Source organism: Bacillus sp. PAMC28571 (assembly GCF_014250435.1).
GTDB lineage: Bacteria > Bacillota > Bacilli > Bacillales > Bacillaceae > Bacillus > Bacillus safensis.
Map to the genome: position 1 here is coordinate 2,650,639 of NZ_CP060191.1, position 16,502 is coordinate 2,667,140.

Below are 16,502 nucleotides of genomic sequence, written 5' to 3' on the forward strand. Positions count from 1 at the left end.
GAAAGAATTATTTTTTCTCATCTTTTTTCGTCTGAGAGGTTTTCTTTTTCGCTTCAGATTCTTTCTCTTTTTTCTCTTGATCGGCTTTTGACTGCTCTTTTTGTTCAGCTGTTTCATCTGTTTGGCTTGCGTCTGAGGAGTCACTTGTGCTTGTCTCGGTTGTTTCTTTTTCTTCATATTTCGCCATTTCCTTAATGATCGGATCTAGCTGTTTTTGTTTTTCTTCAGCAGAAAGGCTGTCATCGTTTTGAATTTCATTGCGATAGGCGACGAGTGCCGTAAATATGTACCTGTCGTCTCCAAGCACCCGTGCAATATCAAGTGCTTCCTTGCTATTGCCTTGTCCAATATGAATCCAGAATAGGAAGTATTGCGGATCTGTCTGTAATGTGTACGTTTCTGTGATTTCTTTTTTATGCTGATCAAGCAACAAACTGCCTTGGTTCGTTTGTACATACGAAATGGCCAGTTCATATTGAAGAGAGACTGGCATTTGATTGGCTGGATACTTCTCTAACGTATCCACCACTTGACTGTACTGCTTGTTGAGATAATATTTGTTTGCCTCGACGTATGCTTCTTGTTTTGGCATGGCAAAAAAGAAGGTGTAAATGGTGTACACCAATGCAGGGATTAACAGGACAAGTAGACCTAGTCCAATGTATCGCTCGATCTTCCATTTCTTTTTAGGAATGGTTAAGAGCGTTTTTTCTTTCGCATCGATTGCTTTGATCTTTTGCTCAATCAAAGTTGACAATTCTTCCAGCGACTTCGTTTCACTAATTTCTTTTGCCAGCTCAGATAATTTCAACGTTTCATTGTAAGCCACATATTCTTGAAATTGATATTCATGGTCAACCACTCGAAGAACGACAGCCTTGACCTCTTTTAACAGGCGATGCTCATCGGTTTCATATGGCGGGATGCTTTCTTTGACTCCATAATGCAAAAATGCAGGAGCTAAGCCTTGATGAAAAACAATGTTTTCAGGAGAAACAATAGGATGCAGCCGCTTCACGTCGTGTGTAAGAACTGCATCGACAAGCTGGTATGAAAAAATCCATTTGCTTTTTTCATCCTTTGCATGGATGAAACGAAATTCCTGATAGGCAGGAGGCGGTTGTATAGAAATGATGACCTCATCTTCAGTTAATTGAATCTCTTTCTGAAATGAAGGATTGATGTCTTTGATCGGTGCCGCTTCTAAACCGTCTAAGAGTTTAATCGTCTCTTTTTGAAAAATAAAGGTATAGGTGCCTCCCTCTTTTTTCATGACTGCTTCTAATTGTTCTTCTAAATAGGAACTCTTTTTATCTGCCATTTACAAAAGTCCTTTCATAGTATTTCCAGCCTGTCTCCTGTGGTAATTCCACAGTCTGACAGCTTATATTCGCCTGAAAACACAGCTTTCTTATTGACTACCCGCACCCATCCGCCTTCTCGCTTTGGAAGTGAGATTTGTTTTGCCTGCCAGGCGATATGGATGACTTGTTTAATATGTAAATAATTTGATAGTCTCAAATCAAACACACTGCCATCATAATTTTTTAAGTCGATGGTAATATCGATATACACAAATTTCCACCTCACAAAATAGAAAGAGCGCCGGCATCCATTGACAGACTCGGCGCTGTTTCTGCTTTTCACACTTAGAAAGGAAATCCCTTTGATTAGCCGCGGATTTGGCTTGCGATGTCTTGGTCAGTGCTTTCAAGTGTATTTGCCGTTTGATCAAGCTGATTGCTGACATCTGTTAATAGATCAGACATTTTGATAAATGAAGGCTTAAGCTGTTCGTATTGATCAGCAAATGCTTCACTAGAAGCACCTTCCCACATTCCTTTTAAATCAGAGATCATTCTATTTAGACGATCAACTTGGTTTAACACTTCTTGACTTTCAACACCATATTGCTTAGCGGTCGCTCTTAGTTCTTCTGGGGTTACGCGAATAATTCCTGACATATTCCTCATTACCTCCCGTGCATAGCCGCCATATAATGGGCTAATCCACTTATTTTTTGACGTTATTATTATAAAAACAGAAATGATACACAGTCAAACAAATCTGTTTTTATTTTACAAAATGAGTCTATAGAATTACTGTTTTTTCGCTTTTTATCTAGTATTTAACAGTTTTTTGGTCATATATTCATAATAAGTATCCACCTGCTTCGGTGGATCTTTCCGCCTATTGATTTTTTACTACGTTATTATTGTACTATTTCTTTTTCAACATGCTTCAACATCCATTTGCTTGCTTCTCACACTTTTTGTTTTTTTAAGTTTATGGCAGTTTTTTGTTGATTTACGTACCTCATTCTCTTCATAATGTAAGTACGTGAAATATTCGAAAAAGCAGGGGTTTTTTATGACAAAAAAGACAGATCCGTTTAAGTATAGTCTTGATCGTTTAGAGGATGTGGCAGACCAAATTAGTGATGTGCTCAATTGCCCTATTACTATAGAAGATACTCATCATCGATTATTGGCATATAGCACACACAATGATTTTACTGATCCCGCCAGAACTTCAACCATTATCTCCCGCCGGGTACCGGAAAAAGTCATTAATCGGCTTTGGAAGGACGGCATCATTCCTACACTCCTTAAAACAGACGAACCGCTTCGTGTCCCTCAAATTGCAGAGGTGGGTTTATCTAGCAGGGTCGCCATTTCGATCTGGAAGGACAAAGAAGTGCTCGGATTTATTTGGGCGATTGAATCCGCACAGCCTTTTTCAGAAGAAGAAATGGACCTTCTCAAAATGGCAGCGCATGCCGTGAAAAACAAATTACTCAATTTACAAATTCGAAAAACGAAAACAGAAGAACGTAATCAGGAGCTTTTCTGGAAGATGCTCACAGGTCATATTCATGAAAAGGATGAGATGCTTGACCTATTTTTAAGGCTTGGCATCAGATGTCCAGACACATATGCCATCATCATCTTCCGTCTTCGTGACGAACTCACAGAGGAAACAGAAAAAAAGCTGTCCTATCTGCTTGAAACAACACAGCAAGTACAGGTACTGTTAACGACTGTTGATTTTCACGAATTCATTATTCTTGTCTCACCAAAAACAGAACATCCGCTTCAAGATATTAAGCAATTCACAAGCGGCATGCTGCAGCAGCTTGCGGACCGGTATCATATTCAGCATGTTCAGGCAGCAATTGGAGGAATTTACGATAACATCTCTCAAATTCAGCCTTCCTATAAAGAAGCACTGGCTGTATTAAAGACGAAAGAACGCTTTCCAGTTGAAACAGAACGTTTAAACAGCTTTTCTGAACTAGGCATTTATCAATATCTTGATGTGCTTGCTGAGAAGCGAAAGGGCTCTTCTTACTCCAGTTACTCTTTATCAAAGCTGGAGGATTACGACCTGAGGCATCATTCCAACCTTGTCGAAACCCTTGAGCGGTTTATTGACTGTGACAGCAATGCCAATATTGCCGCAAAGCAATTAAACATCCACATCAATACCTTAAATTATCGATTAAAACGGATTACAGACATCGCAGAAATTGATTTAAAAAACATGAATGAAAAAATGACCATCTACCTTGATATGAAACTAAAAAACGTCCATTTGTGAAATTTCACAAAGAGGCGTTTTTTTATTTTTTATTTCAACCGAAGAATTTTCTAAACTTTCCGGATACACTAGACATACAATATCAATAGATAAGCATAGGAGGAATAAACATGATCATCGGCATTCCGAAAGAAATTAAGAACAATGAAAACCGAGTGGCTTTAACACCAGGAGCAGCTTCTCAATTGCTTTCAGCTGGACATCAGATTTTAATTGAAACAAACGCTGGTTTTGGAAGCGGATTCACTGATGACGATTATGTATCTGTTGGTGCAGAGATTCTTGATCAGGCGAAAGATGTATGGGCATCTTCTGATATGATCATGAAAGTAAAAGAACCATTACCTGAGGAATATCCTTATTTCAGAGAAGGACTTATCTTATTTACGTACCTGCATCTAGCCGCAGAGCCCTCCTTGGCTGAAGCATTAAAACAAAAAGGCGTTACAGCCATTGCTTACGAAACAGTAACGGACGGAAAATCACTCCCTCTTCTCACACCAATGTCTGAAGTAGCAGGCAGAATGGCCGCTCAAATTGGGGCTCAATTTTTAGAAAAGCCAAAAGGCGGAAAGGGTATTTTACTTGCAGGTGTACCAGGGGTATCAAGAGGAAAGGTCACCATTATTGGGGGCGGTGTGGTTGGAACAAACGCAGCGAAAATGGCGATCGGACTTGGCGCAGATGTCACCCTGATTGATGTAAACGCAGAACGCCTGCGTCAGCTGGACGACCAATTTGGCCATCAAATGAAAACGTTAATGTCCAACCCTGTCAACATTGCAGATTCAGTCAGTGAGGCAGACCTTCTCATTTGTGCGGTGCTGATTCCTGGTGCCAAAGCACCGACGCTTGTGACAGAAGAAATGGTGAAACAAATGAAGCCTGGTTCTGTCATTGTGGATGTAGCGATTGATCAAGGCGGCATTGTCGAAACCATTGATCACATCACAACCCATGATCAGCCTACTTATGAAAAACACGGCATTTTACATTATGCTGTCGCTAATATGCCAGGCGCGGTTCCGCGGACATCAACTGTTGCTCTAACGAATGTCACTGTTCCATATGCGCTGCAAATTGCGAATAAAGGCGCTGCAAAAGCTATTAGAGAAAACAATGCCATCGCAGAAGGTGTCAATGTGATGAACGGACATATCACGTACGAAGCGGTCGCTCGTGATCTCGGCTATGATTACGTACCTGTCAGCAAAGCCATCGATGCCTCTTTTATGACCGAAGCTTAATCAGCTACCCGCCCTATTGATGGGCGGGTTTTATTGTTAACCTAAAATAAAAACAAGTTGACAAAAATCCCTCTTCCCCTTAATCTATTTGTACAGATAAGACAGGGGGAAACATCATGCAAAAGAAGACAAGAACTGCTGACTTTGTGCTAGTGGGAATGTTTGCTGCACTCATGGCTATCGGAGCCAATATCACATCCATTGTGCCATTTTTACAGGTCGGCGGAATTCCACTTACGATGCAGCCGTTTTTTTGTGTGCTTGCTGGTCTCTTACTCGGCAGACGGCTTGGCGCATTAGCTATGATTGTCTATGCCTTGGTTGGAATTGCTGGTGCACCTGCATTCGCCCAGTTCTCTGCGGGCTTTGGGGTCATATTAGGCAAAAGCGGCGGCTTTGTATTATCATACATCCCTGCTGCCTGGCTTGCCGGATTCATTCTAGAAAAAAGAAAAAACCCTGGCTTTGGCCGCTTTTTGCTTGCAGCCATTGCTGGTACGACCGTGATGTATGTGATCGGAACGACCTATACATACCTCGCATTAAATGTATGGCTTAATGCACCGATTTCCTATCAAACCACATGGTTCTTTATGATCTGGTTTATGGTAAAAGACTACGCATTGACTATATTACTTGCGATGCTGGCACCTAAAATTTATCGCTCTGTATCCAAAGCCACATCCTTTCGAAAACAAGAAGCTGTATCATAGAAAAAAGAGCCTGTCTTCATTCAGGCTCTTTTTCATCATTACTCAGCGTATTGATCTATGATTTCTTCCAGCATTCCTTCAAGCACTTCTACATTTTCAAGATCTGATGGACTGAAGCGGTAGCGCACAAGCTGTTCCCCATCATTATACATCTCCTCAAGCCAGCCTCTCAGGCCTCTTGCTCTGCGGTCGACTTCGAAAACAATGTCTAATCCGCCTTCATCTATCAGAAAAATCAGCTCTAACTCATCAAGCATATAGCGATAGTAGTCTGATGTCGGAATGAACTCGAATTCTTGGACGAATGGCAGGCGCCGCTGGAAGTAAGGTGCTTGCTCACAGTCTGCTTCGTTCAGGTGGAAGCCTAGATTTCTAGTGGCCTCCAGTACATTTCTCACCCAAGGGTGTGCTTCAACGAAAATGCGGTCATAGTCTGATTTATCGATTCCGCCTTGGATATCAAGGTCTGTCTCCACTGCAATTTCAACTTTTCCGATCGTCATCGGGGTATCGATAGGAAGAATAAAAGAAAACGGAAATTCATGCTTTTCTCCAGGCTGGATGGTAAAAGAATCCGCCACCCGTACAGAATGGATGTTTGCATATTTTCTACGCTCTTCATCATCTTTTACAATCACATACTGTGTTTCAATTTTAACATTGATATGGCGGATTTCCTGAGCAATTTTTCCGCCCTTTACATGGACAGTTCCCGTTACTTCTTGTCCTGGATAATAAGCGTTTTTCTCTAAAATGGTATCTACTTTTGCCGCACCAATTCCTGCACTTGCCGCTAGCTTTTTAAAAAATGACATGTCCCATCTTCCCCTTTTCATTTTTATCAGCATATATACGTAAGATAGAGAAAGAAAGATTCATTTAATTCGTACTTTTGTCCTAATTATTTTTTCATCTGCGAACAACAAAAAAAGCTTATAGAAAAAACATCATTGTTTTCTCTACAAGCTTTTCATTTTACAGAATAATCGCCGCCAGCCAGCCGAACAGAACAAGCGGAATATTATAATAGATAAAAGTCGGGACACAAGTTCCCCAAATGTGGTGATGCTGTCCATCCATATTCAATCCAGATGTTGGTCCAAGCGTACTGTCACTTGCAGGTGAACCTGCATCTCCAACAGCCGCAGCAGAGCCAATAATGGCAATGGTAGCCATTGGACTAAAACCTAAGTGTAAGCAAAGAGGAACAAAGATGGTTGTAATAATCGGAATCGTTGCAAATGATGATCCGATTCCCATTGTCACAAGCAGACCAACGAGCAGCATTAAAATCGCCGCAAGACTCTGGCTGTTTCCGATAAATTGGGAAGATGCTTTGACAAGAGATTCAATGTCTCCTGTTTTTGTTAAAACATTGGCAAACCCAGCCGCAACAAGCATGACAAAACCGATAAATGCCATCATATTCATTCCAGATGTAATCAGTTCATCTGCTTCATCCCGTTTCATCATTCCAGTCACAAACAAGACAAGCAGTCCTGCGAGTGCACCGAAGATCATTCCTTCCACACCAAGGCTTTGTGATAGATAAAGCTGGACAATCAACGAAACGAGAATAGCAAGACCGGCAAAGAATAAGCTTTTTTTCGTATAAGCCGATTTCTCTACGTCTGTAATTTCACGATTCTCATATACCTTCGGCTTTCGATATACAAAAATGGAAACGATCAAGCCAAGAACCATGCCTGCTACAGGAATCAGCATCGCATACGGAATATCTGCAAGGTTTACGGTTAGACCCGCTTCCTTCATATTGTCACGAAGCATTCCGTGGAAAATCTGTCCAAAACCGACTGGAAGTAATATATATGGTGCAGTGAGTCCGAAGGTCATGACACACGCTAGCAGTCTGCGGTCAATCTGAAGCTCGTTAAACACCTTTAATAACGGCGGAATGAGGACTGGGATAAAGGCAATGTGAACAGGAACGACGTTCTGTGAAAAACAGGACACGATCAAAATGACAAGAACGATGAGCACTTTTGATAGTGTTTTCCGTCTTGAATCGCCTTCTTTTCCTAGAAGCTTCACTGCTCCTTCAACCATAGCATCTGGCAGACCTGTTTTCGTCAGTGCCGCAGCAAATGCTCCTAATAACGCATAACTAATCGCCACTGTTGCATTTCCTCCGAGTCCGTCCGTAAAGGCGTCCACTGTTCCTCCCAAGCCTATTCCACCTGCAAGTCCGCCAGCTAAAGCGCCTATTGCCAGCGCAATCACGACATTGACCCGCAGCAAGCTTAATATCAACATTAAAACAACCGCTAAAACAACTGCATTCATGGTGAAACCCCCGAAATCCTTTAGTTTACTAATGTAGTAGATAATTAAAGTACCAACGTATGTTACCATAGAAAAAAAACTTCGTCAAATGGCGTATGTCCTACATAAAAAAGCTCTGCCACTTGGCAGAGCCCAGCGTGTAGACAAACCCTCGCATTCTTTGTCAGTCCTGCGTGCTGGTGCTCACGAATGTCAAATTCGCTCCGCTCCAGTACTCGTCCTTCCTAGACTTCAAAGGTTTTCTATCACGCTGAAAAGAAAAAGACAAAGAGCTAAAATAAAGTTCATTTTAGCTCTTTGTCAACAATCTGAAGCCCTGCCACTTGGCAGAGCCTTCTCCTTTATTTTGTTCCTTCAAATCGTTCCACAAATGTTGCGAGTGATCTCACCATCACACCTGTTGCCCCTGTTGGTCCAAAGCATGAAGGTTTTTCTGTTGTTGCAGTTCCTGCAATATCTAAGTGAACCCAAGGCGTCTCCTCTGCGAATTCGCCAATGAAAGCACCTGCCATGATCGCATGACCATCACGGCCTGGTGAGTTATTGAGATCCGCCATTTTGCTGTTTCGTACTCGTTTCTTATCTTTTTCCGTGATTGGCAGCTGCCAGATCATTTCACCGCATTCTTCTGATGCTTCTTTAAACTGAGCGTACAGCTCATCGTTATTGGTCATCGCGCCTGTTGTCTCATTTCCAAGCGCCACAATGACACCGCCTGTTAATGTGGCCACATCTACAAGGACAGAGGCACCATGCTGCTTCGCATATGTCACCCCATCTGCTAAAACAAGACGGCCTTCTGCATCCGTATTGAGCACTTCGATTGTTTTACCGCTTAGTGACACAATCACGTCGTCCGGCTTCATAGCGTCTGCCGAGATCATATTATCGGTTGAGGCGATGACCGCAATGACATTTTGCTCTGGGCGAAGTTCGCCAATGATTTCCATTGCGCCTAGAACAGAGGCTGAGCCGCCCATATCTGTTTTCATGCCAACCATACTCGCTCTTGGCTTTAAAGAATAGCCGCCGGTATCATACGTGATGCCTTTACCGACAAGGCCGATGACGTCTGTCCATTCTTCCTTGCCTTGATATTTTAATACGATGAGTTTTGGCGGTTCTGTTGAGCCTCTATTGACGGCTAAAATACCGCCCATTCCGAGCTCTTCCATTTGTTCTTTATCTAAAATTTCAATCTCAAATTCATATTTATATGCAAGCTCTGCCGCATACGAAGCCAGATCAGAGGATGTGAGCATGTTCGGCGGCATATTCACAAGGGTACGGGCCGAATTAACTGACTGTCCGTACACTTCGCCGACTTTCAAACTCGCCTGAATTTCAGCTTGATCATGCTCTGTCGTTGCATAAACAAACTCGATAAAACGATCCGGTTCATTTGTTTTATGTTTAAAATCCTGTAATTCATATGTAGCTAAAAGGCAGCTTTCAGAAAGGGCATGGGCTGCATCTTGAGCAGGCAGATCCTTTCCAATAAACGTATCCAGCAAGACAGAAACCGCTTGCTTTTTATCTTGATGAAGCTTTTTGAATAAATGGGCAAACACTTCTTTTGCCTCTTCAAACGTGTAATCTGATTCCTTCCCAAGCCCGACAAAATAAATGCGTTTGATGCCTGTTTCAGGGGATGGGAAAAACTTCGAAAGCTGATTTCGTTTGGATGAAATGTCGCCTTCTTTTAATAATTCAGTGATTCTTCCTTCGAGTAATTCATCCATTTCTTTTGCTTTTCCTGATAATTGGCTCTTTTGAAAAAGTCCGATCGCCAGTGTATCTTTATGCTGCAATTCATTTGTCGAGAAAAACATATTTATCACACGCTCCTTAATGAACTCCATTTTTCACATTGGAACTTCTATTATATCAAAATTTGCGTGCCTATACGATCATTGCCAGTCTGTCTTTACTTGATGAACATTTATATTTTCACACGCGGAAGGGCATCATGAAAAAGCGGCGAAAACCTGAGCAGCCTGTCCTTGTTCTCCTCGTTCCACATCTACTTTCTTTAATGTTATAATGAACATGGACTTGGCAGCATTTTTTACTGCTATCATTTTTTCATCATACTAGGATTTTTAGTCCATCATTTCGCACAATATTTTTTCTTAAAGAGAGGATGTTTCTTGTTCATGAGCGTACTGACGAATTTTCCGCTGCTTGCCAGCCTTGCAGCCATCTTTTTTGCTCAATTTGTAAAAGTACCGATTCAATTTATCATTTCTAGACGACTAGATTGGTCGCTCATTACAAGCACAGGCGGAATGCCAAGTTCACACTCCGCAGCAGTAACAGCACTCTCAACAGCAGTGGCTTTAGAGCACGGGCTAGATACATCTATCTTTGCCATTTCCGCCATCTTTGCCATTATTACGATGTTTGATGCGACAGGCGTTCGCAGACAGGCAGGAGAACAGGCGACTGTTCTCAACAAGCTTGTAACAGATTTTAACCGATTTGTTTCCGAAGCAAAGAATTTCCCGAATGCGGAAGAAAAAGAAAAGCAAAAGAAATTAAAAGAGCTTCTTGGTCATAAGCCGATTGAAGTCTTCTTCGGCGGCTTAACAGGGATCTTGCTGACACTCATCTTAGATTATTACTTCATGTAGAAGCGAAAAAGCTTTGGACCTTAAACGGCCCAAAGCTTTTTTATTCTTTATTGGCTTGAAACTGCTGACGGAATACCTGCATCGATTCTGCTTCATTAAGCTGATTTAAGTCTTTTTCCGTTAACGTCCCTTCACCCTTTTTGATGATATACACATCGAGCACTTTTTTACCCCATTCTCTATACACATCATCTACGGTTTCATAGTATAAATCAAGCTTATGACCTTTAATGGCTTTCCCGGTATCTGCAACCACACCGTAGCCATAGTTTGGGATAAACAGCACCGTTCCAATCGGAAAAACAGATGGGTCGGCTGCCACTGTTGAGTATAAATCACGTTTCACTTTGACGCCTGAATATGTAATGCCATATGCATGATGTTCCTTCGTTTTGCCTGTTGATTCCACACCTGCTGTATAGCCGGTTGCCACAACTTTCTGCTTCGGGTAATCGTTCCAATTAAAGGCTTCTTCGAGAGAAACAGCCCGCGAATCTTCACTTTTGAGTGCGATCGTTTCCCTTTTTTGCTGCTGAAAAAAAGAAGATACTTGCTTGCCCGCATCGGTTTTTTTCACCCAAACAGCTAAATCACTTGGTTCGACTCCAGATATGCCCGTAAAGCTTGTCAAAAGTGCAAGCATGAATAGGGCGGTCATGAACAATCGTTTCATCCATGTTTTCATCTCTATTTGTCACTCCTCTACCCATCTATTTGTTTCCAAACAAAATGGAAACTATGCAAAGGAGAAACAAAAAAACCCACTTGCGTGTCCACAAGTGAGTTAAAACATTTGATACCCTCTTTTTCGAAGTGCATTAATGACAAAACCTGATGTGATTGCACCGATCAGGCCGCTTAATAAGATGATGATATCTGCCGCAGCGAGTGAGACGATCCGGTCTCCTATTCCTGAAAAAGCAGTGCCAGGCTCTCTTACATAAGCGATCATCTTTTGATTGTTAATAATGAAAAGGCATACAATTGGATATAAAATAGCCATAATCCATGACATTCTCAGTAGCATATTGAGCAAAAAGCCAATGCCGAAGAATAACACGAAAAATAAAATAACTGAAATGATAACGACTGGTAAACTGATCACTTCATCTCCACCCCCAAATATCCCATCATTAGTTTAACTTGGAAATAGAGATGAAGTCAATCAATGGAAAAAGCAGATCGATTAACGCTTCTTTCCTGTCCCTTTACATTCCTCACACGTTTCAGATCCGCCGAGCAATAGCTGAAAATACCCTTTTCCTGAACAATATTGACAGATTGATGTTTTTTCCTTTGTTTGTGCATTCATATTGCTCACTCCTTAATCTAAATTTTCTGATAATTCATCATAACATATTTTGCCGTCAATGACCAAGTGAGAAAATATACCACAACTTATAAAAAAACGTGTATCACGAGGATACACGTTTTTGTCTATGATGGTTTAGAAGAACTTGAATTTTCCTTTTTTCAAAACAAGTCCTGGTCCGCCAACCATGAATAAAGAACGGTTGTCGATGATTTTCTTCATTGCAGAAGCTTTTGTTCCTTGAAGTTTTTTACCAAACGCAACACCTACAGCGTCGTGTTCACCAAGAGAAGCAACTGTTCCTTTGATGTCTGGCTTAAAGCTTTCAAGAGAACCGCCTTTTACTAGTGCTGCAAGGTTTTTCGCTACTGTTTCACCTTGCTGCATAGCGATTTGTGCAGTTGGTGGGTATGGACGGTTGATTTCTTCATTGATAATCAATGAACAGTCACCAATGATGAAGACATCATCATTTTCTGGTACACGAAGGTCTGGAGAAACTTTTACGCGGCCGCGCATGTTTTCAAAACCAGCTTCTTCAACGATTGGGTTACCGCGTACACCTGCTGCCCAAACAACAGTTGCAGCTTTGATTTCTTCTGTATCATCGTCTTTTCCAACAATGATCCCCTCAGGTGTACATTCTTTGATCGCTGTACCAATTTTGAACTCAACACCTTTACCTTGAAGGTAGTTCATCGCATAGTCGATCAATTCTGGATCGAATCCAGGAAGAGCTGTTGGCGCAGCTTCTACACAGATGATACGCACGTCTTTTTGATCAATGTCATACTCTTTGCAAAGCTCAGGCACACGGTTTCCAAGCTCACCAAGGAACTCAATACCTGTGAATCCTGCGCCGCCGACAACGATTGTCAAACGCTCTGGACGTTTTTCAGCATCCGTATTATACGTCGCAAATTGAAGCTCAATGTGCTCACGAAGCTGACGAGCAGAGTTGATGTTAGAGATTGAGAATGCGTATTCTTTCAGTCCTGCAATACCAAATGTTTCAGGAACAGCACCAAGTGCAACAACAAGGTAGTCATAAGAAAGTTCGCCATCTGATGTCACAACTTTCTTCGCTTCCTTATCAATGCTTTCAACTGTTGCTTGTACAAAGTTGACACGGGAACTGTTAATCACATCTTTGATTTGATAACGACAGCGGTCATGATGAAGAGTACCTGCACTTGCTTCATGAAGCCATGTTGTTTCGTAATGATAATTATGCTTGTTCACAAGAGTAATGTCCGCATCATTTGTGCCAAGCTGTTTTGTTAATCTTGTTACAGTCATTAATCCGCCATAACCTGCACCTAATACAACGATTTTCGGTTTATTCACTGGAATCACATCCACCTTTTTTAAATTTGCTGTAAAACGGATAAAGAATTACATATCGTTATTCTCAACCGCTTTGCGGCATTTTATGAAATTTAAACAAAAAAATAAGTATGTGAAAATCTGAACTTTCACCTACATAAAACGAAAGCATTTGACCGTATCCGACAAAAATTCATAAAAAATTAATATTTAGTTCCCTTAACAATAATAGCGAGTTCTGCTCCAATTTTCAAGGCTTTAAACTGAAAATCCTTATGATAAACGGTCTTTCTCACTTTTTCCTCCTTTCTAAAGCTTCGGCATCAAAAAACGACAAGTTTTTCAAAACAAGTCAAACGACGATATGTGGTATGATATGATATAGTGATAACAATTTTCATTTGGGAGGATTAAAGGAATGCAAGAAGATTCTAAGGTATATGACATTACCGTTATCGGGGGCGGCCCCGTTGGATTGTTTACTGCGTTTTACGGAGGCATGAGACAGGCAAGTGTGAAAATCATTGAAAGCCTTCCTCAGCTCGGCGGTCAACTATCCGCTCTTTACCCTGAAAAATATATTTATGATGTGGCTGGATTTCCAAAAATCCGCGCACAAGAATTAGTTGATAACTTAAAGGAACAAATGGATAAATTCGATCAAACCATTTGCTTAGAGCAGGCAGTTGAAACGGTTGAAAAGCAGGCAGATGGGATCTTTAAACTTGTGACAAATCAAGAGATTCATTATTCTAAAACAATTATCATCACAGCTGGTAACGGTGCATTCCAACCGAGAAAGCTTGAACTTGATTCAGCAGAATCATTTGAAGGAAGCAACCTGCATTACTTCATTAATGACTTGAACCAATTTGCCGGCAGACGTGTTGCCGTTCTTGGGGGCGGAGACTCTGCGGTGGACTGGGCACTTATGCTTGAACCAATCGCAAAAGAAGTATCCATTATTCACCGCCGCGATAAATTCCGCGCACATGAGCACAGTGTAGAAAACCTGCACAACTCGAAAGTCAATGTACTAACACCATATGTACCAACTGAGCTCATTGGTGAAGACCGCATTGAACAAATCGTGCTCGAAGAAGTCAAAGGCGACAAAAAACAAGTGCTTGATGTGGACGACGTGATCGTCAACTTCGGTTTTGTTTCCTCCCTTGGACCAATCAAACAATGGGGCCTTGAAATCGAAAAGAACTCCATCGTGGTGAAATCTACAATGGAAACAAACATTGAAGGCTTCTATGCGGCAGGAGACATCTGTACGTATGAAGGAAAAGTCAAATTGATTGCAAGCGGATTTGGTGAAGCACCAACTGCTGTCAACAATGCGAAAGCTTACATGGACCCGAAAGCCCGTGTACAGCCTCTCCATTCCACAAGCTTATTTGAAAACAAATAAGAACGGATCAAAAAAGGAGTTCCCACTCGCGGAACTCCTTTTTTCGTTTATTTAAAAACCCCAATATAGGCATTTGCCATTCCAAGTACCATTGCAGCAAGCAGCACCACAACAATCCCTGCCACAACCAAAATCACCCGATCCTTCACACGTTCCTTTTTCGGAAGCGGCTTCTCAATCCCGCAAGATGGACACGTTTTGGAACGATAAGGAATCAGTTCATGACAGTTCCTGCAATTGATTTGTTCACTCAAACCTCAGCAACCTCTTTTCTCACTACAGTTTATGTTTGGTTCTCATGATACTCTTTTCGAGTGGAAATAGCCAGTTGTTCGGGCCAGCTGTAACAAAATTGAGCGATTTGCGAAAAAAAACATAGCTCCTTGAATCCGCTGCTTCAAACAAGATCAACAATGATATAAATTTTTAAAAAGATGATTGACCCTAACGCAACGTCATATTTTATAGTGGATATCAAGAGAGGTGAATTGAAATGAAAGTAAAAGAAGTGGCTGAATTATTTGGTATTAGCATTCGTACACTTCATCATTACGACAAGATTGGTTTATTGACTCCAAGTGAAGTCACAGATAATCGTTATCGGCTCTATTCAGAAGAAAACCTTGAAACATTGCAGCAAATATTATTTTTCAGGGAACTTGGATTTCCATTGAAGGAAATCCAAAAGATGATGCACAATCCTTCATTTAATAAGAAAGAAGCATTTATGCTACAAAGAAAAATGTTAGTAGAGAAACGAAATAATCTCGATAAAATGATCGGAAATATTGATAAGACGCTACAGCATTTAACGGGAGAAACTCAATACACCTATAAAGAAAGGTTTGAGAATATGAATATGAATTTTAGCCAATATGAAGAAGAAGCTCGTCACCGTTGGGGAAATCAAGCTGTTGATGAAGTCAGCGCAAAACTAAATCATTTGTCTAAAGATGAACAAATTAAATTATCTGATAGCTGGGATAGCATATTGAATAAACTAGCCTCTCTTCGCAGCCAATCCCCTAAATCCAAAGAGGTGCAAATCGTCATCAAACAATGGTACGACTTTTTAAACGAAAACTTTCGTTATTACTCTCTTGATGCTTTTTACGGTTTAGGCCAACTCTATATTCAAGATGAACGTTTCACAAAGAATATAGATCGTTATGGTGAGGGCTTGGCATCATTTATGAGCGAAGCGATGAAAGTCTTTACTACTCTTCATAAAAGAGGGAACAGCTTTGAAAATGATGATTGAGAATACAATCGATTAATACGAAATGTTATTCTCAACGAAACACAACAAAGAACATTTTTTCCGACACACCATGATGAAACCTTTTGAAAAGATGTGGAAGATGAACAGAGGAAATACTAAGAAACTGCGAGCTTTTTTCTAATTAAATATCTTTATAAAGAGGACGTGCTGAGTGATTGAAGTCATGTCCTTTTTATGCATCTTCAAAAACAACACAAAAAACCTCCTCAAGAAAATGATTAATATGAGGAGGTCTTCATTATACAAATGGTTTTACAGAATGAATCGTTTTAACCCTTAACACTCTTCCGGCGTACCGGTATTCGTTGCTGTTCTGAACGAAGAACCGCATCCGCATGACGCGATAGCGTTCGGATTGTCAATCGTGAAACCGCCACCCATTAGTGATTGTTTGAAATCAATGATGGTTCCGTTCATGATATCAAGGCTTTCGGAATCGACAAGGACATTGATGCCGTGCTGCTCGAACTGCGTGTCTTTCTCTGAGACTTCATGGTCAAAGCCCATGCCGTATGAGAGACCGCTGCAGCCGCCGCCTTTTACGCCCACTCGAAGGAACGCATTTTCTTCTTCATGTTCTTTCATCATATCTTTAATCTGCAGTGCAGCAGCTTCTGTAATGGTTACTGGTGTACTCATGATCATCCCTCCTTTTGACTGGATGTTTC

General features: G+C 41.1%; 18 protein-coding genes. 6 read left to right on the top strand and 12 right to left on the bottom strand.

The genetic code is table 11. From position 1 onward, the window contains the following. Positions 1–7: 7 nt before the first annotated feature. The 3 genes from essB to H7F25_RS13495 all read right to left on the bottom strand — a co-directional run bounded on the left by essB (position 8) and on the right by H7F25_RS13495 (position 1,964). Positions 8–1,321: a type VII secretion protein EssB gene (essB, locus tag H7F25_RS13485; RefSeq protein WP_185853809.1), complete on the bottom strand. Its 1,314-nt coding sequence runs from the start codon at positions 1,319–1,321 to the stop codon at positions 8–10. Positions 1,322–1,335: 14 nt separating this feature from the next. Then, complete coding sequence (locus H7F25_RS13490; RefSeq protein WP_003213579.1) at positions 1,336–1,575, bottom strand: ESX secretion system protein YukD; 240 nt, start codon at positions 1,573–1,575, stop codon at positions 1,336–1,338. Between the two features lie 95 nt (positions 1,576–1,670). After that, positions 1,671–1,964, bottom strand: a complete 294-nt coding sequence (locus H7F25_RS13495) for a WXG100 family type VII secretion target (RefSeq protein ID WP_003213769.1) — start codon at positions 1,962–1,964, stop codon at positions 1,671–1,673. A 406-nt stretch (positions 1,965–2,370) separates the two neighbouring features. On the opposite strand from H7F25_RS13495, the gene H7F25_RS13500 reads away from it, so the two are divergent. From H7F25_RS13500 to H7F25_RS13510, 3 genes are all read left to right on the top strand, one after another. Then, a complete protein-coding gene (locus H7F25_RS13500) occupies positions 2,371–3,600 on the top strand; it encodes a sporulation transcriptional activator AdeR (RefSeq protein WP_024423341.1) in 1,230 nt (409 codons plus the stop codon). Positions 3,601–3,710: 110 nt separating this feature from the next. Further along, positions 3,711–4,847, top strand: coding sequence for an alanine dehydrogenase (ald, locus tag H7F25_RS13505; protein WP_024423342.1), 1,137 nt, complete (start codon positions 3,711–3,713; stop codon positions 4,845–4,847). A 116-nt stretch (positions 4,848–4,963) separates the two neighbouring features. Then, complete coding sequence (locus H7F25_RS13510; RefSeq protein ID WP_185853810.1) at positions 4,964–5,560, top strand: biotin transporter BioY; 597 nt, start codon at positions 4,964–4,966, stop codon at positions 5,558–5,560. A 38-nt stretch (positions 5,561–5,598) separates the two neighbouring features. Here H7F25_RS13510 and H7F25_RS13515 read toward each other — a convergent pair whose 3' ends face one another. From H7F25_RS13515 to H7F25_RS13525, 3 genes are all read right to left on the bottom strand, one after another. After that, complete coding sequence (locus H7F25_RS13515) at positions 5,599–6,375, bottom strand: sporulation protein (protein ID WP_025094174.1); 777 nt, start codon at positions 6,373–6,375, stop codon at positions 5,599–5,601. Positions 6,376–6,535: 160 nt separating this feature from the next. After that, a complete protein-coding gene (locus H7F25_RS13520) occupies positions 6,536–7,864 on the bottom strand; it encodes a Na+/H+ antiporter family protein (RefSeq protein ID WP_185853811.1) in 1,329 nt (442 codons plus the stop codon). 341 nt (positions 7,865–8,205) lie between these two features. Continuing rightward, positions 8,206–9,696 (bottom strand): leucyl aminopeptidase, encoded by a 1,491-nt coding sequence (locus H7F25_RS13525; protein ID WP_024423346.1) that lies wholly within the window; start codon positions 9,694–9,696, stop codon positions 8,206–8,208. Positions 9,697–10,020: 324 nt separating this feature from the next. Here H7F25_RS13525 and H7F25_RS13530 point away from each other — a divergent pair, with 324 nt between their 5' ends. Beyond that, positions 10,021–10,497, top strand: coding sequence for a divergent PAP2 family protein (locus H7F25_RS13530; RefSeq protein WP_024423347.1), 477 nt, complete (start codon positions 10,021–10,023; stop codon positions 10,495–10,497). Positions 10,498–10,537: 40 nt separating this feature from the next. Here H7F25_RS13530 and H7F25_RS13535 read toward each other — a convergent pair whose 3' ends face one another. The 4 genes from H7F25_RS13535 to H7F25_RS13550 form a co-directional block, all read right to left on the bottom strand. Continuing rightward, positions 10,538–11,182: a 3D domain-containing protein gene (locus H7F25_RS13535; protein ID WP_024423348.1), complete on the bottom strand. Its 645-nt coding sequence runs from the start codon at positions 11,180–11,182 to the stop codon at positions 10,538–10,540. A gap of 99 nt (positions 11,183–11,281) precedes the next feature. Continuing rightward, positions 11,282–11,602 carry a YuiB family protein gene (locus H7F25_RS13540; RefSeq protein WP_024423349.1) on the bottom strand — a complete coding sequence of 107 codons (321 nt, stop codon included), beginning with the start codon at positions 11,600–11,602 and terminating at the stop codon, positions 11,282–11,284. 81 nt (positions 11,603–11,683) lie between these two features. Continuing rightward, positions 11,684–11,809 carry a YuiA family protein gene (locus tag H7F25_RS13545; RefSeq protein ID WP_157834354.1) on the bottom strand — a complete coding sequence of 42 codons (126 nt, stop codon included), beginning with the start codon at positions 11,807–11,809 and terminating at the stop codon, positions 11,684–11,686. 135 nt (positions 11,810–11,944) lie between these two features. Further along, the gene (locus H7F25_RS13550) at positions 11,945–13,162 is read right to left on the bottom strand and encodes an NAD(P)/FAD-dependent oxidoreductase (RefSeq protein WP_024423350.1); all 1,218 of its coding nucleotides are present in this window, start codon (positions 13,160–13,162) and stop codon (positions 11,945–11,947) included. Between the two features lie 391 nt (positions 13,163–13,553). Between H7F25_RS13550 and yumC the strand changes: the two genes are divergently transcribed. Further along, a complete protein-coding gene (gene yumC / locus H7F25_RS13555) occupies positions 13,554–14,552 on the top strand; it encodes a ferredoxin--NADP reductase 2 (protein WP_024425964.1) in 999 nt (332 codons plus the stop codon). 47 nt (positions 14,553–14,599) lie between these two features. Here yumC and H7F25_RS13560 read toward each other — a convergent pair whose 3' ends face one another. Continuing rightward, positions 14,600–14,806, bottom strand: a complete 207-nt coding sequence (locus H7F25_RS13560) for a hypothetical protein (RefSeq protein ID WP_024423352.1) — start codon at positions 14,804–14,806, stop codon at positions 14,600–14,602. Between the two features lie 239 nt (positions 14,807–15,045). Between H7F25_RS13560 and H7F25_RS13565 the strand changes: the two genes are divergently transcribed. After that, positions 15,046–15,813 (top strand): MerR family transcriptional regulator, encoded by a 768-nt coding sequence (locus H7F25_RS13565; RefSeq protein WP_181950633.1) that lies wholly within the window; start codon positions 15,046–15,048, stop codon positions 15,811–15,813. Positions 15,814–16,110: 297 nt separating this feature from the next. On the opposite strand, the gene H7F25_RS13570 is transcribed toward H7F25_RS13565, so the two are convergent. Further along, positions 16,111–16,473 carry a HesB/IscA family protein gene (locus H7F25_RS13570; RefSeq protein WP_024423354.1) on the bottom strand — a complete coding sequence of 121 codons (363 nt, stop codon included), beginning with the start codon at positions 16,471–16,473 and terminating at the stop codon, positions 16,111–16,113. Positions 16,474–16,502: the final 29 nt, after the last annotated feature.

Excerpts from the sequence above, each read along its gene's own strand:
- H7F25_RS13570 (WP_024423354.1), bottom strand. The coding sequence starts at position 16,473 with ATGAGTACACCAGTAACCATTACAGAAGCTGCTGCACTGCAGATTAAA.
- yumC (WP_024425964.1), top strand. The coding sequence starts at position 13,554 with ATGCAAGAAGATTCTAAGGTATATGACATTACCGTTATCGGGGGCGGC.
- H7F25_RS13495 (WP_003213769.1), bottom strand. The coding sequence starts at position 1,964 with ATGTCAGGAATTATTCGCGTAACCCCAGAAGAACTAAGAGCGACCGCT.
- H7F25_RS13510 (WP_185853810.1), top strand. The coding sequence starts at position 4,964 with ATGCAAAAGAAGACAAGAACTGCTGACTTTGTGCTAGTGGGAATGTTT.
- ald (WP_024423342.1), top strand. The coding sequence starts at position 3,711 with ATGATCATCGGCATTCCGAAAGAAATTAAGAACAATGAAAACCGAGTG.
- H7F25_RS13530 (WP_024423347.1), top strand. The coding sequence starts at position 10,021 with ATGAGCGTACTGACGAATTTTCCGCTGCTTGCCAGCCTTGCAGCCATC.
- H7F25_RS13525 (WP_024423346.1), bottom strand. The coding sequence starts at position 9,696 with ATGTTTTTCTCGACAAATGAATTGCAGCATAAAGATACACTGGCGATC.
- H7F25_RS13545 (WP_157834354.1), bottom strand. The coding sequence starts at position 11,809 with ATGAATGCACAAACAAAGGAAAAAACATCAATCTGTCAATATTGTTCA.
- H7F25_RS13500 (WP_024423341.1), top strand. The coding sequence starts at position 2,371 with ATGACAAAAAAGACAGATCCGTTTAAGTATAGTCTTGATCGTTTAGAG.
- H7F25_RS13520 (WP_185853811.1), bottom strand. The coding sequence starts at position 7,864 with ATGAATGCAGTTGTTTTAGCGGTTGTTTTAATGTTGATATTAAGCTTG.
- H7F25_RS13565 (WP_181950633.1), top strand. The coding sequence starts at position 15,046 with ATGAAAGTAAAAGAAGTGGCTGAATTATTTGGTATTAGCATTCGTACA.
- H7F25_RS13515 (WP_025094174.1), bottom strand. The coding sequence starts at position 6,375 with ATGTCATTTTTTAAAAAGCTAGCGGCAAGTGCAGGAATTGGTGCGGCA.
- H7F25_RS13535 (WP_024423348.1), bottom strand. The coding sequence starts at position 11,182 with ATGAAAACATGGATGAAACGATTGTTCATGACCGCCCTATTCATGCTT.
- essB (WP_185853809.1), bottom strand. The coding sequence starts at position 1,321 with ATGGCAGATAAAAAGAGTTCCTATTTAGAAGAACAATTAGAAGCAGTC.